Genomic DNA, 19120 nt, shown 5'->3' on the forward strand with positions numbered 1-19120 from the left:
GGAAGGCAACGCCCGTGTCCACCTCCACCACTGAAACCTCCGGCGCACTTGGCAAGAGCGTCCCAGAGCCGGCATCTCAGGCTGATCAGCTTGATTACCACGCGTTGAACGCGCTGCTCAATCTTTACGACGAGAACGGGCAGATCCAGTTTGACAAGGACCGCGAAGCGGCGAACCAGTTCTTCCTGCAGCACGTAAACCAGAACACGGTGTACTTCCATGATCTGGAAGAGAAGATGAAGTACTTGGTGGACAACAAGTACTACGAGCCGCACGTTATTGATCAGTACGAGTGGGAGTTTGTCAAGGACACGTTCAAGCGCGCGTACTCCTACAAGTTCCGCTTCAAGTCCTTCCTGGGTGCGTACAAGTACTACACGTCCTACACGCTGAAGACGTTTGATGGGCGCCGTTACCTGGAGCGTTTTGAGGACCGTGTGTCTATGACCGCGCTGTTCCTTGCCGCTGGCAATGAGGAACTGGCCACCGCCTTGGTGGACGAGATTATGACCGGCCGTTTCCAACCGGCAACCCCGACCTTCCTGAACGCCGGTAAGGCGCAGCGCGGTGAGCTGGTCTCCTGCTTCCTGCTGCGTATTGAGGACAACATGGAGTCCATTGGCCGCGCCATCAACTCCTCCCTACAGCTGTCTAAGCGCGGCGGCGGCGTGGCGCTGCTGCTTTCTAATATCCGTGAGTCCGGTGCACCGATCAAGCACATTGAGAACCAGTCTTCCGGTGTCATCCCGGTAATGAAGCTTCTGGAGGACTCCTTCTCCTACGCTAACCAGCTGGGTGCTCGCCAGGGCGCAGGCGCGGTGTACCTGAACGCGCACCACCCGGACATCATGCGTTTCTTGGACACCAAGCGTGAAAACGCAGATGAGAAGATCCGCATTAAGACGCTGTCGCTCGGCGTTGTTATCCCGGACGTGACGTTTGAGCTGGCGAAGCGCAACGATGACATGTACTTGTTCTCCCCGTACGACGTTGAGCGTGTCTACGGCGTACCGTTTGCAGATATCTCCATTACGGAGAAGTACGAGGAAATGGTGGAGGACCCGCGCATCCGCAAGTCCAAGATCAAGGCCCGCCAGTTCTTCCAAACCATTGCGGAGATCCAGTTCGAGTCTGGCTACCCGTACATCCTGTTCGAGGACACGGCGAACAAGGCGAACCCAGTGAAGACCGGTCGCATCAACATGTCCAACCTGTGCTCGGAGATTCTGCAGGTCAACTCGGCGTCGGTGCTAAACGATGACCTGACCTACGACACGATCGGCAGTGACATTTCGTGCAACCTAGGCTCACTGAACATTGCGATGACCATGGATTCGGATAACTTCTCCCGCACGGTTGAAACCGCGATTCGTGGCTTGACCGCGGTGGCGGATTTCACCTCCATTGACTCGGTGCCGAGCGTGCGTGAGGGCAACGACGCTTCCCATGCCATCGGCCTTGGCCAGATGAATCTGCATGGCTACCTGGGCCGTGAGCACATCGAGTACGGCTCGGAGGAGGGCCTCGACTTCACCAACGCGTACTTCGCGGCAGTGATGTACGAGTGCATTAGGGCCTCCCACAAGATTGCGGTAGAGAAGGGCGAGACGTTCAAGGATTTCGAGAAGTCCGAGTACGCCACGGGCGAGTTCTTCGACCGCTACAACCCGGAGGACTTCCAGCCGAAGACCGACAAGGTCAAGGCACTGTTCGAGGCATCCGACATTGCCGTTCCGACGGCACAGGAGTGGGCGCAGCTGAAGGCGGACGTGGCACGTGACGGTATTTACAACCGTTACCTGCAGGCAATCCCGCCGACTGGCTCGATCTCCTACATCAACAACTCCACGTCTTCGATCCACCCGATTGCGTCCAAGATTGAGATCCGCAAGGAAGGCAAGATCGGCCGCGTCTACTACCCGGCGCCGCACATGGACAACGAGAACGCGGAGTACTTCAAGGACGCGTACGAGGTTGGTTACGAAAAGATCATTGACACGTACGCCGCGGCCACGAAGTACGTGGACCAGGGCCTGTCGCTAACCTTGTTCTTCAAGGACACGGTGACCACCCGTGACATCAACCGCGCGCAGATCTACGCATGGCGCAAGGGTATTAAGACCCTGTACTACATTCGCCTGCGCCAGATGGCGTTGGAAGGCACGGAGGTTGAGGGCTGCGTCTCCTGCATGCTCTAGCGTGTAACTGCACGACACGATGCTCCGGACGAGTTTGCAGCTACCTACACCCGGCTACCAAGCGAAAAAGCTGCAGGTAGCCGGGTGTAGGTAGCTGCAAACGTGTTTCGGCGATCCAGGCGCCGCGGCCGACGCATGTGAAGCGGCCGACGCACGTGACGCACGTGAAGCGACCGACGCACGTGACGCGCAGAACCAGCGGCAGGGGTACCAACCCCAACGAACAGTGGCTAGATCTCCATGAAACCGCTGACGCCGGTCAGCAGGCGACGGGACGCGTCTTCGGCGCCTTGGGGATCTCGCTTAGCCACGCTTTCAGCCAAATCCACGTGTACGCGCATCGTTTCTAGTTCTGGTTCGTCCGGCATGATGCCGTAGCGGGTACGGCCTTCAAGCACGTTCATGATTGGCTCGGCGAGTGCGGCGAACATTTCATTGCCCGACGCTTGGAGCAAAAGGGTGTGAAACTCCTTGTCCGCTGCAAGGAACTCGTCGGAGTTACCCTGGCCGGCTTCGGTTAAGTCGACTAGTTTCACGGCCAGTTCGTGAAGACGGGCCGCCTGCTCGGGGGAGGCGTTGCCGGCTGCCAAGTTGGCGGCGATTGGTTCGACTGCGGTGCGGACTGCATCCAACGAGGTGATCTGTCCGGCGCGTTGCGTGTCGCTGGCTAGGCGCCATGCGATAACGGAGCGGTCGAAGACTGCCCAGCGGGAGGCTGGAAGGACGCGGATACCCACACGTCGTGAAGAAGAAACGAGCCCAAGCTGCTCCAAAGCGCGCATCGCTTCACGCGCAACCGTCCGCGAGATGCCGAATCGGGTGGAGATGTCTTGGAGCGTAAAAGTTTCACCCTCTGACTTGGCGCCGGAGACAATTTCTCCGCCAAGTGTGTCAAGAACTGCAGAAAGAAGCGGCTCTGCGGTCGTCTCTCGTGCAACTGACATGGGAACAAACCTCCGTCGCATACGGGTGATATTGCGGGTGATATTGATCGCCTAATAGTTTAATGATCATCTCTCTTCGCCCAAATAGTGGGGGTTTGATCTCTGTAAACGCGGTGCGCTCTGCATGAGCTGTCTGGGGTAGGATGAGCTGCATGAGCCAAGAGGAAAACCTGCAGTCTGTTGTCCAAGACGGTGATTATGACGCGTATGTCGCGGCCCACCCGGAGCCGATGAAGGCGATTAACTGGAACGAAATCCCTGATGAGAAGGACCTTGAGGTGTGGGATCGCCTCACGGGTAACTTCTGGCTGCCGGAGAAGATTCCCGTGTCCAATGACATTCCGAGCTGGAACACGCTCAATGATGACGAGCAGCTTTCCACGATGCGCGTGTTCGCAAACCTGACGCTGTTGGATACGCTGCAGGGCACCGTCGGCGCGGTATCGCTGCTGCCGGACGCGAAGACGCTGCACGAAGAGGCCGTCTATACGAACATTGCGTTCATGGAGTCGGTGCATGCGAAGTCGTACTCGAACATTTTCATGACGCTGGCGTCCACCCCGCAGATTAACGACGCGTTCCGCTGGACGGAAGAAAACAAAGAGGTGCAGCGCAAGGCGAAGATTGTCGAGTCCTACTACCGTGGCGACGACCCAATGAAGAAGAAGGTCGCCTCCGTTATGCTGGAGTCGTTCCTCTTCTACTCTGGTTTCTACCTGCCCTTGAACTGGTCGGTGCACTCGAAGCTGACCAACACTGCGGACATTATTCGCCTGATCATCCGTGATGAGGCGGTGCACGGTTACTACATTGGTTACAAGTACCAGGTCGGCCTGCGCGACGAGTCCCCGGAGCGCCAGGAGGAACTTAAGGAGTACGCCTTCGATATCCTCTACGACCTGTACGAGAACGAGATCCAGTACACCGAAGACATCTACGATCCGCTTGGCTGGACCGAGGACGTGAAGCGCTTCCTGCGCTACAACGCGAACAAGGCGCTGAACAACCTCGGTTATGAGGGCCTCTTCCCGGCGGATGAGACTCGGGTGTCGCCGGCTATTTTGGCTTCGCTTGCTCCAAATGCGGACGAGAACCATGACTTCTTCTCGGGCTCTGGCTCGTCGTATGTCATTGGTAAGGCGGAGGATACCCAGGACGACGACTGGGATTTTTAAAGAGCTTTTGCTTATCGACGTCGCGTGTAACCCCCAATCGGGTGAACCCCGAGCATTGCTGTGGAGGGTTGCGCGCGGCGTTGTTCGTTTCAAGGTGAGCTGGGGGTATGGCCGGGGTCACGTTCAATTCGGCCCGCCGGGGGCGGGGAAGGACTAGACTCTGCCGCATAGCTTGCCTGTGATGGCTGGCAATTTCATGTGCTAATCGTTACGATGATTCGGTACCTTAAGTGGCTTTTTGCATAAAGCCCGAGTCAGGAGGATCGTATGACCGCTGTGGCGCCAAGGCTGGACAACTATGTCCCGCCGACTCGTCCGGAACCAACGGGTAATGCCCGTCGTGGTTCCAAGCTTTACAAAATGATGACCACGACGGACCACAAAGAACTGGGCATTATCTACATCATTATGTCCTTCATCTGGTTCTTCCTCGGTGGTCTGATGGCCTTGCTGCTGCGCCTTGAGCTGTTTAGCCCGGGCCTGCAGTTCCTGTCCAACGAGCAGTTCAACCAGCTGTTCACCATGCACGGCACAGTGATGCTGTTGGCGTTCGGTACCCCGATCGTTTGGGGTTTTGCTAACTACGTTCTGCCGCTGCAGATTGGTGCTCCGGATGTGGCGTTCCCGCGTCTGAACTCCTTCGGTTTCTGGATCACCCAGGTGGGTATCGTCGCGTTCCTCGCTGGCTTCCTCACCCCGGGTGGTGCTGCTGACTTCGGTTGGACCATGTACATGCCGCTGGCTGACGCAACGCACACGCCGTCTGTGTCCGCGAACCTGTGGATCGTTGGTGTGGGTGCAACCGGTATCGGTACCGTTGCTTCCGCTATCAACATGCTGACCACGGTGCTGACCATGCGTGCTCCGGGCATGACCATGTTCCGTATGCCGATCTTCACTTGGACGGTGTTCATCACCTCGATCATCGCTCTGATGATCTTCCCGCTGCTGCTTGCTGCTGCTCTGGGTGTTCTGTATGACCGTCTGCTGGGCGGCCACATCTACGACACCGCTAACGGTGGTGCGATTCTGTGGCAGCACCTGTTCTGGTTCTTCGGCCACCCTGAGGTGTACGTCCTGGCGTTGCCGTTCTTCGGTGTGATCTCTGAGGTCATCCCGGTGTTCTCCCGTAAGCCGATCTTCGGCTACATCGGCCTGGTCTTTGCAACCCTGGCTATTGCGGGTCTGTCCATGGCTGTGTGGGCACACCACATGTTCGCAACCGGTGCGGTTCTGCTGCCGTTCTTCTCGTTCATGACGTTCCTGATCTCGGTTCCGACCGGTGTGAAGTTCTTCAACTGGGTTGGCACCATGTGGAACGGCCGCATCACCTTCGATTCCCCGATGCTGTGGGCGATGGGCTTCCTGTTCACCTTCCTCTTCGGTGGTCTGACCGGTATTATGCTGGCTTCCCCGCCGCTGGACTTCCAGCTGCATGACTCCTACTTCGTGGTTGCTCACTTCCACTACACCCTCTTCGGCACCGTGGTGTTCTCCACCATCGCTGGTGTCCACTTCTGGTTCCCGAAGATGACGGGCCGCATGCTGGATGAGCGCCTGGGCAAGATCTCCTTCTGGCTGGTCTTCATCGGCTTCAACGCAACCTTCCTTGTTCAGCACTGGCTGGGCAACATGGGTATGCCGCGCCGCTACGCTGACTACCTGGACACCGACGGCTTCACGCTGCTGAACCAGATCTCCACGGTCGGCTCCCTGATCCTGGGTATCGGTATGCTGCCGTTCATCTGGAACGTGTTCAAGTCCTGGCGCTACGGTGAGATCGTCACTGTGGACGATCCGTGGGGCTACGGCAACTCCCTCGAGTGGGCTACCTCCTGCCCGCCGCCGCGCCACAACTTCACCTCCCTGCCGCGTATCCGCTCCGAGCGCCCGGCCTTCGAGCTGCACTACCCGCACATGGTGGAGACCCTGCGCCGCGAGGCACACACCGGCCACTCCACTGACACGCCGGCTACCTGGAAGGGCGAAAGCCAAGCTGCCACGGTTGGCGCTGAGAAGTAGGCCTGCTGCGCTATACGTCGCGCGACCTGACTGATTACAACAATGAAGCCCCTCATCGACAGATGGGGGGCTTCATTGTGTTAGTGTCCGCGCTATGAAGCCTCTTGAAATTGCCCTACAGACAGGTCTGAAAAGGGCCGTCATTAGCACCTCTGGTCCGGACAAGCCGGGCGTGTCCGCAGAGTTCTTCGCGGCACTCGCCAGCCATGAGGTGCAGCTGCTGGATGTGGAGCAGACCAACTTCCGCGGACGCCTCCACCTTGCAGCCCTTGTGGGCATGAACCCAGACGTGCTTTCGGACCTTGAGCGTGATCTGCGCAGTGCACTGTTTGACTTCGGCCAGGTCGTCGCGATCGAAACCGGCGAGGCTGTAGCGAAGGGCTCACGCGAAAAATCCACTCACGTTGTTGTTGCCTTGGGTAACCCGCTAACGGCGGAGAACGTCTCACGCTTGGGTGCGGCCCTGGCATCTTTCGGCGCCAACATCAACGTCATCCGCGGCATTGCGCAGTACCCGCTGACCGGCCTGGAGTTCCGCATTACGGTGCCGGATTACACTCCGGGCGACGGAAAGAAGATCCGCAGGGCTCTGGCGGAGCTGTCCGCTAAGCAGGGGATCGACTTGGCTATGGAGCACGCGGGGCTACACCGCCGGGCGAAGCGTCTTGTGTGCTTTGACTGTGATTCCACGTTGATCACCGGCGAGGTCATTGAGATGCTCGCGGCGCACGCCGGCCGTGAAGCAGAGGTTGCTGCCGTGACGGAGCGTGCGATGCGGGGCGAGCTTGATTTCGAAGAGTCGCTGCGTGAGCGTGTGAAGACCTTGGCGGGCTTGGACGCTTCCGTGATCGATGAGGTTGCTGCAGAGATCCAGCTGACGCCGGGTGCGCGCACCACCATTCGCACGTTGAACTCGATGGGGTATCGCACTGCGGTGGTCTCCGGCGGCTTTATCCAGGTACTAGAGGATCTGGCCGAGGAGCTGGAGCTTGATTACGTTCGGGCCAACACCTTGGAGATTGTGGACGGCAAGCTGACCGGCCGCGTCATCGGTGATGTTGTGGACCGTGAGGCGAAGGCGAATTTCCTTGAGGTCTTCGCTGCGGATTCCGGGCTGACCATGGCGCAGACAGTCGCCGTGGGCGATGGTGCCAATGACATCGACATGCTTTCGCGCGCGGGCCTTGGCATTGCGTTTAATGCGAAGCCAGCGCTGAAGGAAGTTGCGGACGCTTCGGTTAACCATCCGTTCTTGGATGAGGTGCTTTACATGCTGGGTATCCCGCGTGAAGAGATCGACACCTTCAACGAGGCCAGCGGCGTTGATTCCCAGCCGCCGCAGCTGTGACGCAGCCGAGTGAGGCGTTTGCCGCGGCGCATCGCCTGCTGGCGGAAACCCGGACGGACTACAGGCAGCGCACCGAGGACCCGGATGATCCCTCGACAGTCCAGGCGATGCAGTTGGTAATTCACCTGCCGAAGGTGGATCCGCCTTCGCGTAACCAGGTGCTGGTAGATGCAGCGAAGGCAACGGTGGCCGTGTGCTTGGATCCGAGGGCAGGAGAGCTAGGGTTTTGGCGTGACGGGCTCGGACGTTGGTATGACCACCGCATCCGGAAAGTAGCCCGCCGCGCCCGCGGTAAGGCCTGGGATGACGTACAGGCGCTACCTGGCGTGACGGTGGGGTCGGTGCGCGCGTTCGTGCCCTCCAGCGTCGCGGAGGTGCCCCATGCCATTTCTAAGCTGCAGATCAAGGGCACCGATGTAGAGCAGTCGGAGCTTTTGCTTGTCGACGCCAACGTGCCCACCATCTACATCAACTCCACCCTGCACATGTCCTTGGGCAAGGCCGCTGCCCAGGTGGGGCACGCCGCCATGCTCTACGCAGCGGCGCTGCCGCTAAACAGCGCACACGCGTGGGCCGAGCAAGGGTTCGCGCTCAACGTGCGTGAAGTGGACGGCGTCGAGTTTTCGCAAGCGTGCAACACGCCGGGCGCGGTGCCGGTGCAAGACGCGGGCTTTACGGAAGTCGCACCGGGTTCCACCACGGTGGTGGCTGTGCCGCCGGCTGGGTAGGTACGCGGGCAGGGCTAGCGGGCAGGGCTAGCTGGCTAGCTTGCAACGAGGCGCCGCAACGCGCCGCGCACCACATCCGGGTCTGTGGTCTCCCAGTAGGGCAGCAACGACTTGCGTAGGAATGCACCGTAGCGCTTCGTCACCAGGCGGTTGTCTAACACCGCGATAACGCCCTTGTCATGCACGGAACGCAATAGCCGGCCTGTGCCTTGGGCGAGCAGCAGCGCAGCGTGCGTTGCAGAGACCTCCATGAAACCGCTGCGGCCAGCGGCATCCGCGGCGGCCGCACGTGCCTGCAGCAGCGGGTCGTCGGGGCGGGGGAATGGGATGCGGTCAATGATGACCAAGGAGCACGACGAGCCGGGCACATCCACGCCCTGCCACAACGTCAACGTGCCAAACAGGCACGAGTTTTCGGACTTGGCAAACTTGTCCACCAATGCGCCGGTGGTGTCCTCGCCTTGCAAGAAAATGTCGAAGGGTAAACGCTTGCGCGTCTCTTTGGCGGCTTGCTCAGCGGCCTTGCGTGAGGAAAACAGCGCGAGTGTGCGCCCACCGGCTGCGGTGATCAGCTCAGCTATCTCATCCAACGTCTGTGGTGAAAGCCCCTCGCGGCCAGGCGTTGGCAAGTGCTTGGCGGTGTAGAGAATGCCGGACTTCCTTGGGTTAAACGGCGTACCAGCATCCAGGTGGTCCCAGGAACCCTCGGGAAGCCCCCACGCTGCCGCCATGGCGTTGAAGTTGCCGCCAACGGTCAAGGTGGCGGAGGTGAGGACGACGGGTGTGGCGTCGAAAAGCGAGGTGCTCAACAAAGGAGCCACTGACAGCGGCGCGACCGACACAGCATCATCATCGCGCTCGTTGCGGGTTAGCCACACCACGTCGCGGTGCTTGGCGGGGTCATCCTCATCAAACACGGACAGGATGCGATCCACAGCGTCCTCGAGCTCCCCAAGGTGGTTTCTCAGGTTGCCGCGTTCGGCGAACTTCTCAGGGTCATTCTCGGACTCGCCGGGTGGGGCATCCCCGATGGCCATGCGCGTGCGCGACAGGGCGCGTGAAAGGCCCTCAAACGCGGCGCGGGCCGGTGGGGTGATGGTTTCCCAACGCCCGGGCTCCTCAATGGCTAAAGCGGCGTTGACGTCATCCACCACGTCCTCGAGGACAGCTTTGTCCGCACCGAGCTTGCCGGCGCGACGCGCCGCTAAGGTCAGGGCTCGACCAGAGATCACGTTGGTGGCAACAGAAGTAATACGGCCGTCAAGCTCATGGGCCTCATCGATCACCACCGCCGAGTGCTCGGGAAGGATGTTGACCTCAGAGAGAGCATCAATGGCTAGCAGCGCGTGGTTGGTTACCACCACGTCCACCTTGCCGGCTTCCTCCCGGGCAAGTTGCGCAAAGCAGGATTCGCCGTGCGGGCAGCGGACTGCGCCCAGGCATTCGGCAGAGGTGACAGACACCTGGCGCCACACAAGATCGCTCACGCCGGGGCTTAAGTCATCGCGGTCACCGGTCTCAGTTTCCTGCGCCCACTCGGCCACACGCTTGACCTCTTTACCAATGCGTGAGAGGTTATCTTCTTCAATCAGCGCCTCCGGTGCATCGCTATCAAGCGCAAGTTTATGCAGGCAGGCGTAGTTGTTTCGGCCTTTGAGGATGGCAAAGGTGGGGCGGCGCTCCATGAGTGGCTCCAGGGCGTCTGCAAGCCGGGGCAGGTCGCGCTCCACCAACTGGCGCTGCAGCGCAATCGTCGCGGTGGACACCACCACGGTGCTGCCGGTGCGCTGGGCGTGCAAAAACGCGGGCACCAGGTACGCCAGGGACTTACCGGTGCCAGTGCCAGCCTGCACCGCCAAGTGACGCTGCGTATCAAACGCACGGGTCACCGCCTGCGCCATGGCCAGCTGGCCTTCACGTGTAGCGCCGCCGATGGCTTCCACCGCTGCGGCAAGCAGGTCCTCGGTGGTTTGGCTCAGCGGCTGGTCGCTCGTCTTCTCGCCTGAAGCCACGCTTACTCGGCCGGCTCCGGGAAACCGACAAACTTGGTCGGGATCGCGGCCTCACCGCGCGAAAGGGCCAGGCCTTCCCACGGCAGGGTCGTACGAGCCTGGGCGTGCAGGGAACGTGCGGATTCCAGATCAAAGTCTGCGTCTACAACCTTGCCGCCGCGAATCATTGGCACCGTCAGCTCCTGGTAGTCCAGGTTGGGCTTGCGCTCAACGTCTGAACCCAAAGGCAGAATCACCTCGCCGACAGCAACGCCAGACGCACGGTAGGCACGCAGCGCAGTCTTCGCGCCGCCGTAGGTGCGTTTGCCGGAGGAGCGCTTTGCCACAGCGTGGCCTTCAACCTCCACCAGCTTGTACACCAGGCCAGCAGTCGGTGCGCCGGAGCCGGTGACTACAGACGTGCCAACGCCAAAGCCATCAACCGGGTCACTACGAAGCCCAGCAATAGTGAACTCATCCAAATCAGACGAGACGATGATGCGGGTGTTAAACGCGCCTGCCTCATCCAGCTGCTTGCGTACGCGGCGTGACACGATGCCCAGATCGCCTGAGTCAATACGCACCGCACCCAGGTCGGTGCCTGCAACCTCAAGGGCATTTTCCACACCCTTGGTGATGTCGAAGGTGTCCACCAGCAGCGTGGTATCCACACCGGCGGCGTCAATTTGTGCCTTGAACGCGGCCTTTTCGTCCGGCTGGCCGTTTTCATCCACGTGCAGCAGTGTCCACGCGTGCGCGGCGGTACCGGATGCCGGGATGCCGTAACGGTGGGACGCCTCCATGTTGGACGTCGCGTCAAAGCCCGCGATGTAGGTTGCACGTGCCGCGCTGACCGCAGCCAGCTCGTGGGTGCGGCGCGAACCCATCTCAATAATCGGCTTGCCGTCTGCCGCAGACACCATGCGTGAAGCTGCAGAGGCCACCGCAGAGTCCGAGTTGAAGATGGACAAGATGACGGTTTCCAAAATGACGCACTCGGCGAACGTGCCGCGCACCGTCAGGATGGGGGAGTAGGGGAAGTACAGGTCGCCCTCACGGTAGCCATCAATATCGCCGGTGAAGGTGTAGTCGCGCAGGTACTGTTTCGCTGCGTCCGAAAGGAAAGGTGCAGAGGCGATCTGCTCTTCTGTGAAACGGAAGCTTGTGATCGCGTCGATCACACGCGCGGTACCAGCGACCACTCCGTAGCGACGCTCCGCTGGCAGGCGCCTGGTGAACACCTCAAACGCACACTGGCGGAAGGCGGTGCCGTCCTGCAGCGCGGCGTCGAGCATGGTCAGCTCATACATGTCTGTAAGAAACGCAGTGGATTCATTGCACGTGGAGCTACGGTAATCGCTTACACGCTGCGGCGTCTGTTCGGTCATGGTGTTCAAGGCTACCCTCGGCAGGCACACAGCGAGCACACGGCGGTCATGCGGTGGTCATCCGGTGGCCTTGCAGTGGTCATGCGGTGCTGTTTGTGTGACCGCTCGGGTACGCTGTGGAGCCATGAAACCCATGACACACTCCAATGCGACGAACCCGAAGTCGGTGCGTGCATCCTCCCCGCTCGCTTCGCCCGAGCTTGATGAGGCGATTGAGGTTGAGGTGACCACGAGCGAGAACCTGCCGTGGATGTGCATCGTCTGGGATGACCCGGTGAATCTGATGAGTTACGTGGCCTACGTGTTCCAAACCGTGTTGGGCTATGACCGCAAGCGTGCCACCGAGTTGATGATGCAGGTGCACACCGAGGGCAAGGCCGTGGTGTCTTCGGGCGAGAAGGACAAGGTAGAAACCGACGTGAAGAAGCTGCACACGCACGGTTTGTGGGCAACCATGCAGCAGGCGGGGTAGATCATGGAAGCATGGCGTAGGAAGAAGGGGTTGTTGCGCTCCGGCGTGAAGTTCACCACCCGTTTTGATCCGCTTGAGCGTGAGTTGATAGGCAACCTGACGGCTACAGTTGCTGAGGCGTTAATTGGGCGCGCCCAGTCCGCGCCGAAGGATGAGTTTGCGGAGATGATGGGTGTCTCCACAGGCCATACGGAGGCACCGGAGGATCCACGTTTGGCGCGTTTGCTGCCGGACTTTGAGCTGGAGGCGGACCAGGAGTTCGACGGGGATAACGGCCTGCTTCGCAGCCTGCACGAGAACGACATTATTAAGTCGAAGCTTGAGAACCTGCAGGTGGTCAATGAGGTACTTGGCCCCACTGGTGGGGTTGAGGTGACCATTGATCAGGAGGACGCCCCACGGTTCGTCGCGGCGCTCAATGACCTGCGTTTGTACGTGTCTGAGGATACGTCGGGCACGGAGCGCGCCCAGGAGAACCGCCAGTTGCTGATGGACTGGTTGGCGGTGTGCCAGGACTCCTTGCTGGAAGCAATGTTGGACTAGATAGGGCTTGTTGCTTATGGACGTCTCGTTGCCCCTTTCCATCGGCCACCAATCCTTAGGCGATACGGGTGTGACAGCGATTGTCCCCGTGGACCCAGAGGGCATGCGCGCGGCAGTAGACGTCCGGGGCGGTGGCCCGGGGACGCGTGAGACTGACCTGTTGGAGCCGTACAACACGGTGGAGAAGGTCGGCGCGATTTTGTTGTGCGGCGGCTCTGCGTTTGGTCTGGCGGCTGCAGACGGTGCGATGGGGGAGTTAGAAAAGCACGGGCGGGGTTTCCGGGTGTTTGGTGATGAGGTGCCCAACGGACCTGTGGTGCCCATCGTGCCGGCGGCGGTGATTTTTGATCTGGTGGTGGGCGATCCCGCGCACCGCCCCGTAGCTGCTGATGGTGCGGCGGCTGTGCGCGCTGCCCTGGAGAGCCAGCAGGGCGACCTGGCCCGCGGCTGGGTTTCCGGCAGTGTGGGGGCGGGCTGCGGCGCAACCGCAGGTGTGCTGCGCGGCGGCTTCGGCGTTGCGCAGCAAAAAGTTGGGGAGTACACCGTGGCCGCGTTCATCGTGGCCAACCCGGTTGGCTCCGTGATTGATCCGAACACCGGGTTGTTCTACGGCGACCCGTCCAAACCAGCCGTGGACACCGAGGCGTTTGCTCAGCTCAAACGCCCGATGCCGAAGCTGAACACCACCATCGGCGTGATTGCCACTGATGCGCCGTTGGACAAAGCGCACCTGAAACGCCTGGCCATGACCGGCCACGACGGGATTGCGCGCGCCGTGCGACCGGCGCATTCACCCCTAGACGGAGACACGTTGTTTGCGGTGTCCGTGGGTGGGGACGGTGTGGGGGGTGTGGGGGTTAACGTGGACGTCGAGAAGCATATGGCTCTTGGTGAAGCTGCCGCGACGTGTGTGGAAACCGCAATTGTGAACGCGGTGATGCACGCAGAGCCTGCCTATGGGGTGCGGGCGTGGCGTGAGGTAGCCAGCTAAGCTGGCCCACGATGAATCACAACCAGCACCACACCCCGCCCGGCTGGGGCTACGGACCCACCGGCCAGCCCGGCTACGGCAAACCGTTCCAGCGGCCGTTTAGCCACCCAGAAACTCAGATGCCTGCCTTCTACCAGGGCCAGCCTGGACTGCCTGGGCAGCCCGGCCAGCCTGGCCAGCCTGGGCCACAGTTCGGCCAGCCGAAGAGCAAACGCAAGGCGCAACGCCGCACAGGCCTGCGCTTTGCGGCGCTATATGTGCTGTCCATCTGGGTGGTGTTTATCATCAACTCGATCGTCTTCGGCGGAAACTTGCTCTACATGGGCATTCACCCGCTGGACGTGCCGTCACTGCCGTTTATCTTCACCTCCCCGCTGCTGCACGGCAGTCTGGACCACATTTTGGGCAACACCGTGCCGGGTGCGATTTTCGCGTACCTTGTGGGCTACTCCGGCAAGCGTGTGTTCTGGGAGGTCACAGCTTTTGTGGTGATTATCGGTGGGCTTGGGACGTGGCTGTTTGGCGGCATTGGCACCAACCACGTCGGTGCATCCGGCCTTGTCTACGGCTGGCTGGCGTACCTGATTGTGCGCGGCTTCTTTAACCGTTCCGGCCAGCAGATTGCGTTGGGTGTCATCCTTGGTTTCCTGTACTCCGGTTTGGTGTGGGGCATGTTCCCAGGCAACCCGGGAGTGAGCTGGCAGGCGCACCTGTTCGGTGCGATTGGTGGTGCAGTTGCTGCGATGATCATCACCTCTGATGACCCGCCAGCACTGGTGATGAAGCGCCAGCGCAAGCAACTGGAGAAGCAGCAACTGAAAAACGCCCAGCAACCGGTGCAGATGCCGTACCAGCAGAACCCGTTTGGTAACCAAAGGCGTTAGGTGAATCCGGTGGTAGAAGCTGTGGACACTGTGGGCACTGTGGATGCGCAAGCCCCGATCGGGATTTTTGACTCCGGCGTTGGCGGACTCACCGTTGCGCGCGCGGTGATGGATCAGTTGCCGCATGAGTCCATGATTTACATCGGCGATACCGCGCACGCCCCGTACGGCCCGCAGCCGCTTGCAGACGTGCGTGCCCACGCCCAGCGCATCAGCGACGAGCTTGTAGAACGCGGCTGCAAGATGCTGGTGATCGCCTGCAACACCGCTACGGCCGCCTTTCTTCATGACGCACGGGAGCGCTACAACGTTCCCGTCGTCGAAGTCATCCAGCCGGCGGTGCGCCGCGCCATGGCCACGACCCGCAACGGCAAGGTCGGCGTGATTGGCACCCAGGCCACGATTACCTCCGGGGTGTACCAGGACCTGTTCGCACTCAACCCGTCGGTAGAGGTCACGGCCGCGGCGTGTCCAGCATTTGTGGAGTTTGTGGAGCGCGGTATCACCTCCGGCCGCCAGATCCTTGGTGTGGCGCAGGGCTACCTTGAACCGCTGCAGGCAGCCGGCGTGGACACCCTTGTGCTTGGGTGTACGCACTACCCGTTGCTGTCTGGCGTGATTCAGCTGGCTATTGGAGACGGCGTGACGCTAGTCAGCTCTGCCGAGGAAACCTCCAAGGACGTGCTGCGTGTGCTGACTGAGCAGGACATGCTCGCCGAAGCCGGCACGGGAGCAGGCCGCGCTGCCGCACCGACTCGCGTGTTTGAGTCCACCGGCGATCCGGAGAAATTCGACCAACTTGCGGAACGTATTTTGGGCCCGCGTATTCATGCCGTGCAGCGCTGAAGTCATGCGTACCTAGTACAGTGTCATCCATGAAGTTGACCATCATCGGTTGCTCTGGAAGCTTGGGCGCGCCGGGCAATCCCGGATCTTCGTACGTGGTGTCCACTGAGGGCAACCCGGACGTCGTGATGGATTTGGGGCCGGGTGCGCTTGCTGGGCTTCGTAACCTGGGCTTTGATCCGTCGGCAGCGCACGTGACGTTTTCTCACTTGCATGCGGATCATTGCTCGGACACGGCGTCGTTGTTGGTGTGGCGTCGTTACCACCCGGAGCGCCCGGCGGTGGGGAAGAACCGGATGTATGGGCCGAGTTTTACCGCGGATTTTATTGGCCAACTGGGTGCTGATGGGCCGGATAAACCAACTGACATCACGGATACGTTTGATGTTGGCGTGTGGCAGGAGCACCAAGCCGTCACATTCGAAGGCGTGACTATTACGCCGTTTGCGGTGGAGCATCCCGCTGAAGAGTCGCATGCGTTGCGTGTCCAAGACAACGCCACTGGTGCAGTGCTGACGTATTCGGGCGATAGCGGCTATACGGCGTCCCTAGTCAAAGCAGCTCAGGGTGCGGACCTGTTTTTGTGTGAGGCTGCCTGGGGGCCTTCGGCTGAGGGACAGCCGGAGGGCATGCACTTGTCCGGTGAGGAAGCCGGCCGCATTGCGCGTGAAGCCGGGGTGAAGAAGCTGGTGTTGGTGCACATCCAGCCGTGGAGTGATAAGCAGGCCACCCTGGAGGCTGCTCGCACGCAGTTTGATGGTCCGATTGTGCTTGGTGAGGCGGGGGCGGAATTCACCGTGTGAGTTAGGCTGGGTCGCATGACTGATCCAGCTTTGTTTACGCGCGCGGATGGCCGCGCGTTTGATGAAATGCGTCCGGTTCGCATCACCCGCGGTTTTACCTCCAACCCGGCGGGCAGCGTGCTCGTGGAGTTTGGTAACACTCGCGTGATGTGTACGGCTTCTGTGGAAGAGGGCGTGCCGCGTTTTAAGAAGGATTCTGGCGAGGGGTGGCTGACTGCGGAGTACTCCATGCTGCCGGCCGCGACGCATGAGCGTATGCCGCGTGAGTCCATGCGTGGCAAGGTCAAGGGCCGCACGCACGAGATTTCCCGTCTGGTGGGACGTTCGCTGCGCGCTGCGGTGGATCTGAGCCAGCTGGGGGAGAACACCATCCAGATTGACTGTGACGTGCTGCAGGCTGACGGTGGTACCCGCACCGCATCCATTACCGGCGCGTATGTGGCGTTGGCGGATGCGATCAACGTGCTGAAAGAGCGTGGGGTGGTTCCGGGCGAGCCGCTTCTGGCCCCGATTGCGGCAGTCAGCGCCGGGATTATCGACGGCCACGTCTGCCTCGACCTCCCCTACGTCGAGGACTCCCGCGCGGAGGTTGACCTGAATGTGGTGATGCAGGAAGGCGGCAACTTCGTGGAGATCCAGGGCACCGGCGAACACGGCCTGTTCGGCCGCGACGAGCTCAACCAGATGCTGGATGTGGCAGAAAAGGGCTGTAACGAGCTGATCCGCGCGCAGCGAGAGGCGCTTGGCCTGTGAAGCTGCTCGTAGCCTCCGGGAACGCGAAGAAGCTCCGCGAGTTAGACCAGGTGCTTCAAGATCTGGATATTCGTGGTGTGGAGCTTCTTTCGCTTGCTGACGTCACCGCCTACCCCGAACCACGCGAAACCGGCCTCACCTTCGCCGAGAATGCCTTGATCAAGGCCCGGGCGGGCGCACGTGCCACAGGGTATGCGTGCGTGGCGGACGATTCCGGTCTGAGCGTGGATGCCCTGGGTGGCATGCCGGGGGTGTTGTCTGCGCGCTGGTCGGGTGCGCATGGCGATGATGAAGCGAACAACCGCCTCCTGCTCGCCCAGATGGAGGACATCGAGCAGCGTGCCGCGGCGTTTGTGTCCTGCTGTGCGCTGGTGGTGCCAGGTTCTGGTGCGGGTGCGGATGCCGGTGCCGGTGTGGGGGCGGGTGCCGGTGCGGGTGCTGAGGCTGAGGCTGGTGCCGGTGCGGGTGCTGCCGAAGAGCTGCGGGAGTTCACCGCTGAAGGGCGCTGGGAGGGCCAGCTGCTGTACACCCCGCGTGGCGAGAACGGCTTTGGCTACGACCCGCTGTTTGCACCTAACGACGCCGACGGCCGTTCCTCCGCAGAGCTGACCGCGGAAGAGAAAAACGCCCGCTCCCACAGGGGGCAGGCGTTGCGGCTGCTTGCACCGCATATTGCGGCGTTGCTCTAGGGCTGGCCTAGCGCTGGTCCCCGCCGCCGCGACCGCCGCGCCGACTGGCCGTGCTCGCCGTGTCCGCCGCGCCCGGCTGGCCGCTTTCAACAAATATGCAGGGGAAGATATGCAGGTCTGCAGGTCACGGGCTTTTTTCATTAACGGGGTGCTTATTGAAAAAACGCTCTGACCATTGCTCCTGCATATCTTCCCCTGCATATCTGCGTTTGGACGCTGTCCGCCGGCCGGTCATTCCGGCGGTGGGGAAGCGGCGCTGGGGGGAAGCCACGCAGGACGTAAGACTGGCAGCACGTAAGACTGGCCGTACGTAAGACTGAATGCGGAAGTGAAAAACGCCCGCTCCCACAGTTTCGCGGGGGCGGGCGTTGCGGTATTGCGTCTTAAAGCTGGAAGGTCTGCTTCACTTCTTTACGACGCTTCGCTTCCACCACAAACGACAAGAACGGCACCACGCCAGAAATGGCGGTAACCACCCAGGTTGCCGCTGGCCAGCGGGCGGTGGTGCCCAGGTTTAGCGACGTCATCAAAAACAGCACGTACGCAAGACCGTGCACGCGTGCCACCCACGCCAGGGCCGCAACATCCATGTGGAAGCCGTACTCCAGGATCATGCGCAGCACCAACAAGAGCAGCAGCACACCGGTGAGCCACGCCGCTGCCGAAAACAGGTTCAGCGCAGTGCGCACGCGGCGTTGACGCTCCGGGTGAATGCGGGGTTGCTCAGCCTGAATGGGCTGCTGTGTCGGCTCAGTCATGAAGTGCCTTTCTCGGGGTCTGGTTGGTGCCGACGCTGCGGCGTTAACAACTCGTTGTATTCGTCAATGTCGAGGTGCGGGCGTTCGGGCAAGAAGGACTCATCAATCGCTTTAGGGCCAGCGGCCGAAGAGTCTGCGCCGTACTTTGCAATATCGGCCTCGTACATGTCCTCCAACGCTTTGCCGGCATTGATGGCGTCGATCTTTTCGTTTTCCATCCGGATGCCGGTGCGATACGCGTAGACAAAAAACGCGCCGAAGAACGGCCACTGCAAGGCGTATCCCAAGTTCTGGAAGGTGCCAGTGCCGGATTGGTAGCGCTGCCACTGCCAGTTCGCCAGCAGGATTGTGGTGATCACCGCGGCGATCAAGAGGAGAATGTGCCAGGCGCGTACGCGCACACGTTGACGCGGTTGCTCTGGTTGCTCATTCATACCCCACACCTTACCCCCGTGCGGTGCGGGGCCAAACGCCAAAGCGGTGTAGAGTGTCAAAGGCATGCGCCCGTGGCGGAATTGGCAGACGCGCTGGATTTAGGTTCCAGTGCCTTAGGGCGTGAGAGTTCAAGTCTCTCCGGGCGCACCACG

At 60.9% G+C, this 19120-nt stretch carries 18 protein-coding genes and 1 tRNA gene; 14 read left to right on the forward strand and 5 right to left on the reverse strand.

What is annotated here, in order from left to right; genetic code table 11:
• Positions 1–14 precede the first annotated feature (14 nt).
• The gene (gene nrdE / locus AK829_RS00090) at positions 15–2198 is read left to right on the forward strand and encodes a class 1b ribonucleoside-diphosphate reductase subunit alpha (protein WP_052203201.1); all 2184 of its coding nucleotides are present in this window, start codon (positions 15–17) and stop codon (positions 2196–2198) included.
• A gap of 230 nt (positions 2199–2428) precedes the next feature.
• On the opposite strand, the gene AK829_RS00095 is transcribed toward nrdE, so the two are convergent.
• Positions 2429–3142, reverse strand: a complete 714-nt coding sequence (locus AK829_RS00095) for a FadR/GntR family transcriptional regulator (protein WP_052203203.1) — start codon at positions 3140–3142, stop codon at positions 2429–2431.
• A gap of 152 nt (positions 3143–3294) precedes the next feature.
• On the opposite strand from AK829_RS00095, the gene nrdF reads away from it, so the two are divergent.
• The 4 genes from nrdF (at position 3295) to AK829_RS00115 (ending at position 8415) form a co-directional block, all read left to right on the forward strand.
• Positions 3295–4317: a class 1b ribonucleoside-diphosphate reductase subunit beta gene (nrdF, locus tag AK829_RS00100; RefSeq protein ID WP_052203205.1), complete on the forward strand. Its 1023-nt coding sequence runs from the start codon at positions 3295–3297 to the stop codon at positions 4315–4317.
• Positions 4318–4584: 267 nt separating this feature from the next.
• Complete coding sequence (ctaD, locus tag AK829_RS00105; RefSeq protein ID WP_052203206.1) at positions 4585–6339, forward strand: aa3-type cytochrome oxidase subunit I; 1755 nt, start codon at positions 4585–4587, stop codon at positions 6337–6339.
• A 94-nt stretch (positions 6340–6433) separates the two neighbouring features.
• A complete protein-coding gene (serB, locus tag AK829_RS00110; protein WP_052203207.1) occupies positions 6434–7687 on the forward strand; it encodes a phosphoserine phosphatase SerB in 1254 nt (417 codons plus the stop codon).
• A complete protein-coding gene (locus tag AK829_RS00115; protein ID WP_232305749.1) occupies positions 7684–8415 on the forward strand; it encodes an aminoacyl-tRNA hydrolase in 732 nt (243 codons plus the stop codon). Before serB ends, AK829_RS00115 begins: the two co-directional genes overlap by 4 nt.
• Before the next feature lie 35 nt (positions 8416–8450).
• On the opposite strand, the gene AK829_RS00120 is transcribed toward AK829_RS00115, so the two are convergent.
• The gene (locus AK829_RS00120) at positions 8451–10427 is read right to left on the reverse strand and encodes an ATP-dependent DNA helicase (protein WP_052203208.1); all 1977 of its coding nucleotides are present in this window, start codon (positions 10425–10427) and stop codon (positions 8451–8453) included.
• A 2-nt stretch (positions 10428–10429) separates the two neighbouring features.
• Entirely contained in the window at positions 10430–11794 is a 1365-nt protein-coding gene (locus tag AK829_RS00125) for a nicotinate phosphoribosyltransferase (RefSeq protein WP_052203209.1), read from the reverse strand.
• A 133-nt stretch (positions 11795–11927) separates the two neighbouring features.
• Between AK829_RS00125 and clpS the strand changes: the two genes are divergently transcribed.
• The 8 genes from clpS (at position 11928) to AK829_RS00165 (ending at position 17775) form a co-directional block, all read left to right on the forward strand.
• A complete protein-coding gene (gene clpS, locus AK829_RS00130; RefSeq protein ID WP_101734831.1) occupies positions 11928–12266 on the forward strand; it encodes an ATP-dependent Clp protease adapter ClpS in 339 nt (112 codons plus the stop codon).
• A gap of 3 nt (positions 12267–12269) precedes the next feature.
• Positions 12270–12809, forward strand: a complete 540-nt coding sequence (locus tag AK829_RS00135) for a DUF2017 domain-containing protein (RefSeq protein WP_052203212.1) — start codon at positions 12270–12272, stop codon at positions 12807–12809.
• 16 nt (positions 12810–12825) lie between these two features.
• The gene (locus AK829_RS00140) at positions 12826–13800 is read left to right on the forward strand and encodes a P1 family peptidase (protein WP_052203213.1); all 975 of its coding nucleotides are present in this window, start codon (positions 12826–12828) and stop codon (positions 13798–13800) included.
• 119 nt (positions 13801–13919) lie between these two features.
• On the forward strand, positions 13920–14684 hold the full coding sequence (locus AK829_RS00145) for a rhomboid family intramembrane serine protease (protein ID WP_083439874.1): 765 nt from the start codon (positions 13920–13922) through the stop codon (positions 14682–14684).
• Positions 14685–15530 (forward strand): glutamate racemase, encoded by an 846-nt coding sequence (gene murI / locus AK829_RS00150; protein WP_232305750.1) that lies wholly within the window; start codon positions 14685–14687, stop codon positions 15528–15530.
• Between the two features lie 29 nt (positions 15531–15559).
• A complete protein-coding gene (locus AK829_RS00155; protein ID WP_052203215.1) occupies positions 15560–16333 on the forward strand; it encodes an MBL fold metallo-hydrolase in 774 nt (257 codons plus the stop codon).
• A gap of 15 nt (positions 16334–16348) precedes the next feature.
• Positions 16349–17086 carry a ribonuclease PH gene (gene rph, locus AK829_RS00160; protein ID WP_052203217.1) on the forward strand — a complete coding sequence of 246 codons (738 nt, stop codon included), beginning with the start codon at positions 16349–16351 and terminating at the stop codon, positions 17084–17086.
• Positions 17083–17775 (forward strand): non-canonical purine NTP pyrophosphatase, encoded by a 693-nt coding sequence (locus AK829_RS00165; RefSeq protein ID WP_052203218.1) that lies wholly within the window; start codon positions 17083–17085, stop codon positions 17773–17775. Before rph ends, AK829_RS00165 begins: the two co-directional genes overlap by 4 nt.
• A gap of 383 nt (positions 17776–18158) precedes the next feature.
• Here AK829_RS00165 and AK829_RS00170 read toward each other — a convergent pair whose 3' ends face one another.
• Together AK829_RS00170 and AK829_RS00175 are read right to left on the reverse strand one after the other, a co-directional pair.
• Entirely contained in the window at positions 18159–18533 is a 375-nt protein-coding gene (locus tag AK829_RS00170) for a DUF3817 domain-containing protein (RefSeq protein ID WP_052203219.1), read from the reverse strand.
• Complete coding sequence (locus AK829_RS00175) at positions 18530–18967, reverse strand: hypothetical protein (RefSeq protein WP_052206260.1); 438 nt, start codon at positions 18965–18967, stop codon at positions 18530–18532. Before AK829_RS00175 ends, AK829_RS00170 begins: the two co-directional genes overlap by 4 nt.
• Before the next feature lie 66 nt (positions 18968–19033).
• Here AK829_RS00175 and AK829_RS00180 point away from each other — a divergent pair.
• Positions 19034–19118: transfer RNA gene (locus tag AK829_RS00180), tRNA-Leu, on the forward strand.
• Positions 19119–19120: the final 2 nt, after the last annotated feature.

Origin of the sequence: Corynebacterium riegelii (genome assembly GCF_001263755.1) — a bacterium.
Taxonomy (GTDB): Bacteria; Actinomycetota; Actinomycetes; order Mycobacteriales; family Mycobacteriaceae; genus Corynebacterium; species Corynebacterium riegelii.

Bases quoted from the DNA above. Each gene is read 5' to 3' on its own strand.
- AK829_RS00125 (WP_052203209.1), bottom strand. From the start codon at position 11,794: ATGACCGAACAGACGCCGCAGCGTGTAAGCGATTACCGTAGCTCCACG.
- clpS (WP_101734831.1), top strand. From the start codon at position 11,928: ATGACACACTCCAATGCGACGAACCCGAAGTCGGTGCGTGCATCCTCC.
- AK829_RS00175 (WP_052206260.1), bottom strand. From the start codon at position 18,967: ATGAATGAGCAACCAGAGCAACCGCGTCAACGTGTGCGCGTACGCGCC.
- AK829_RS00140 (WP_052203213.1), top strand. From the start codon at position 12,826: ATGGACGTCTCGTTGCCCCTTTCCATCGGCCACCAATCCTTAGGCGAT.
- AK829_RS00135 (WP_052203212.1), top strand. From the start codon at position 12,270: ATGGAAGCATGGCGTAGGAAGAAGGGGTTGTTGCGCTCCGGCGTGAAG.
- nrdF (WP_052203205.1), top strand. From the start codon at position 3,295: ATGAGCCAAGAGGAAAACCTGCAGTCTGTTGTCCAAGACGGTGATTAT.
- serB (WP_052203207.1), top strand. From the start codon at position 6,434: ATGAAGCCTCTTGAAATTGCCCTACAGACAGGTCTGAAAAGGGCCGTC.
- AK829_RS00095 (WP_052203203.1), bottom strand. From the start codon at position 3,142: ATGTCAGTTGCACGAGAGACGACCGCAGAGCCGCTTCTTTCTGCAGTT.
- AK829_RS00145 (WP_083439874.1), top strand. From the start codon at position 13,920: ATGCCTGCCTTCTACCAGGGCCAGCCTGGACTGCCTGGGCAGCCCGGC.
- AK829_RS00170 (WP_052203219.1), bottom strand. From the start codon at position 18,533: ATGACTGAGCCGACACAGCAGCCCATTCAGGCTGAGCAACCCCGCATT.
- AK829_RS00155 (WP_052203215.1), top strand. From the start codon at position 15,560: ATGAAGTTGACCATCATCGGTTGCTCTGGAAGCTTGGGCGCGCCGGGC.
- rph (WP_052203217.1), top strand. From the start codon at position 16,349: ATGACTGATCCAGCTTTGTTTACGCGCGCGGATGGCCGCGCGTTTGAT.
- ctaD (WP_052203206.1), top strand. From the start codon at position 4,585: ATGACCGCTGTGGCGCCAAGGCTGGACAACTATGTCCCGCCGACTCGT.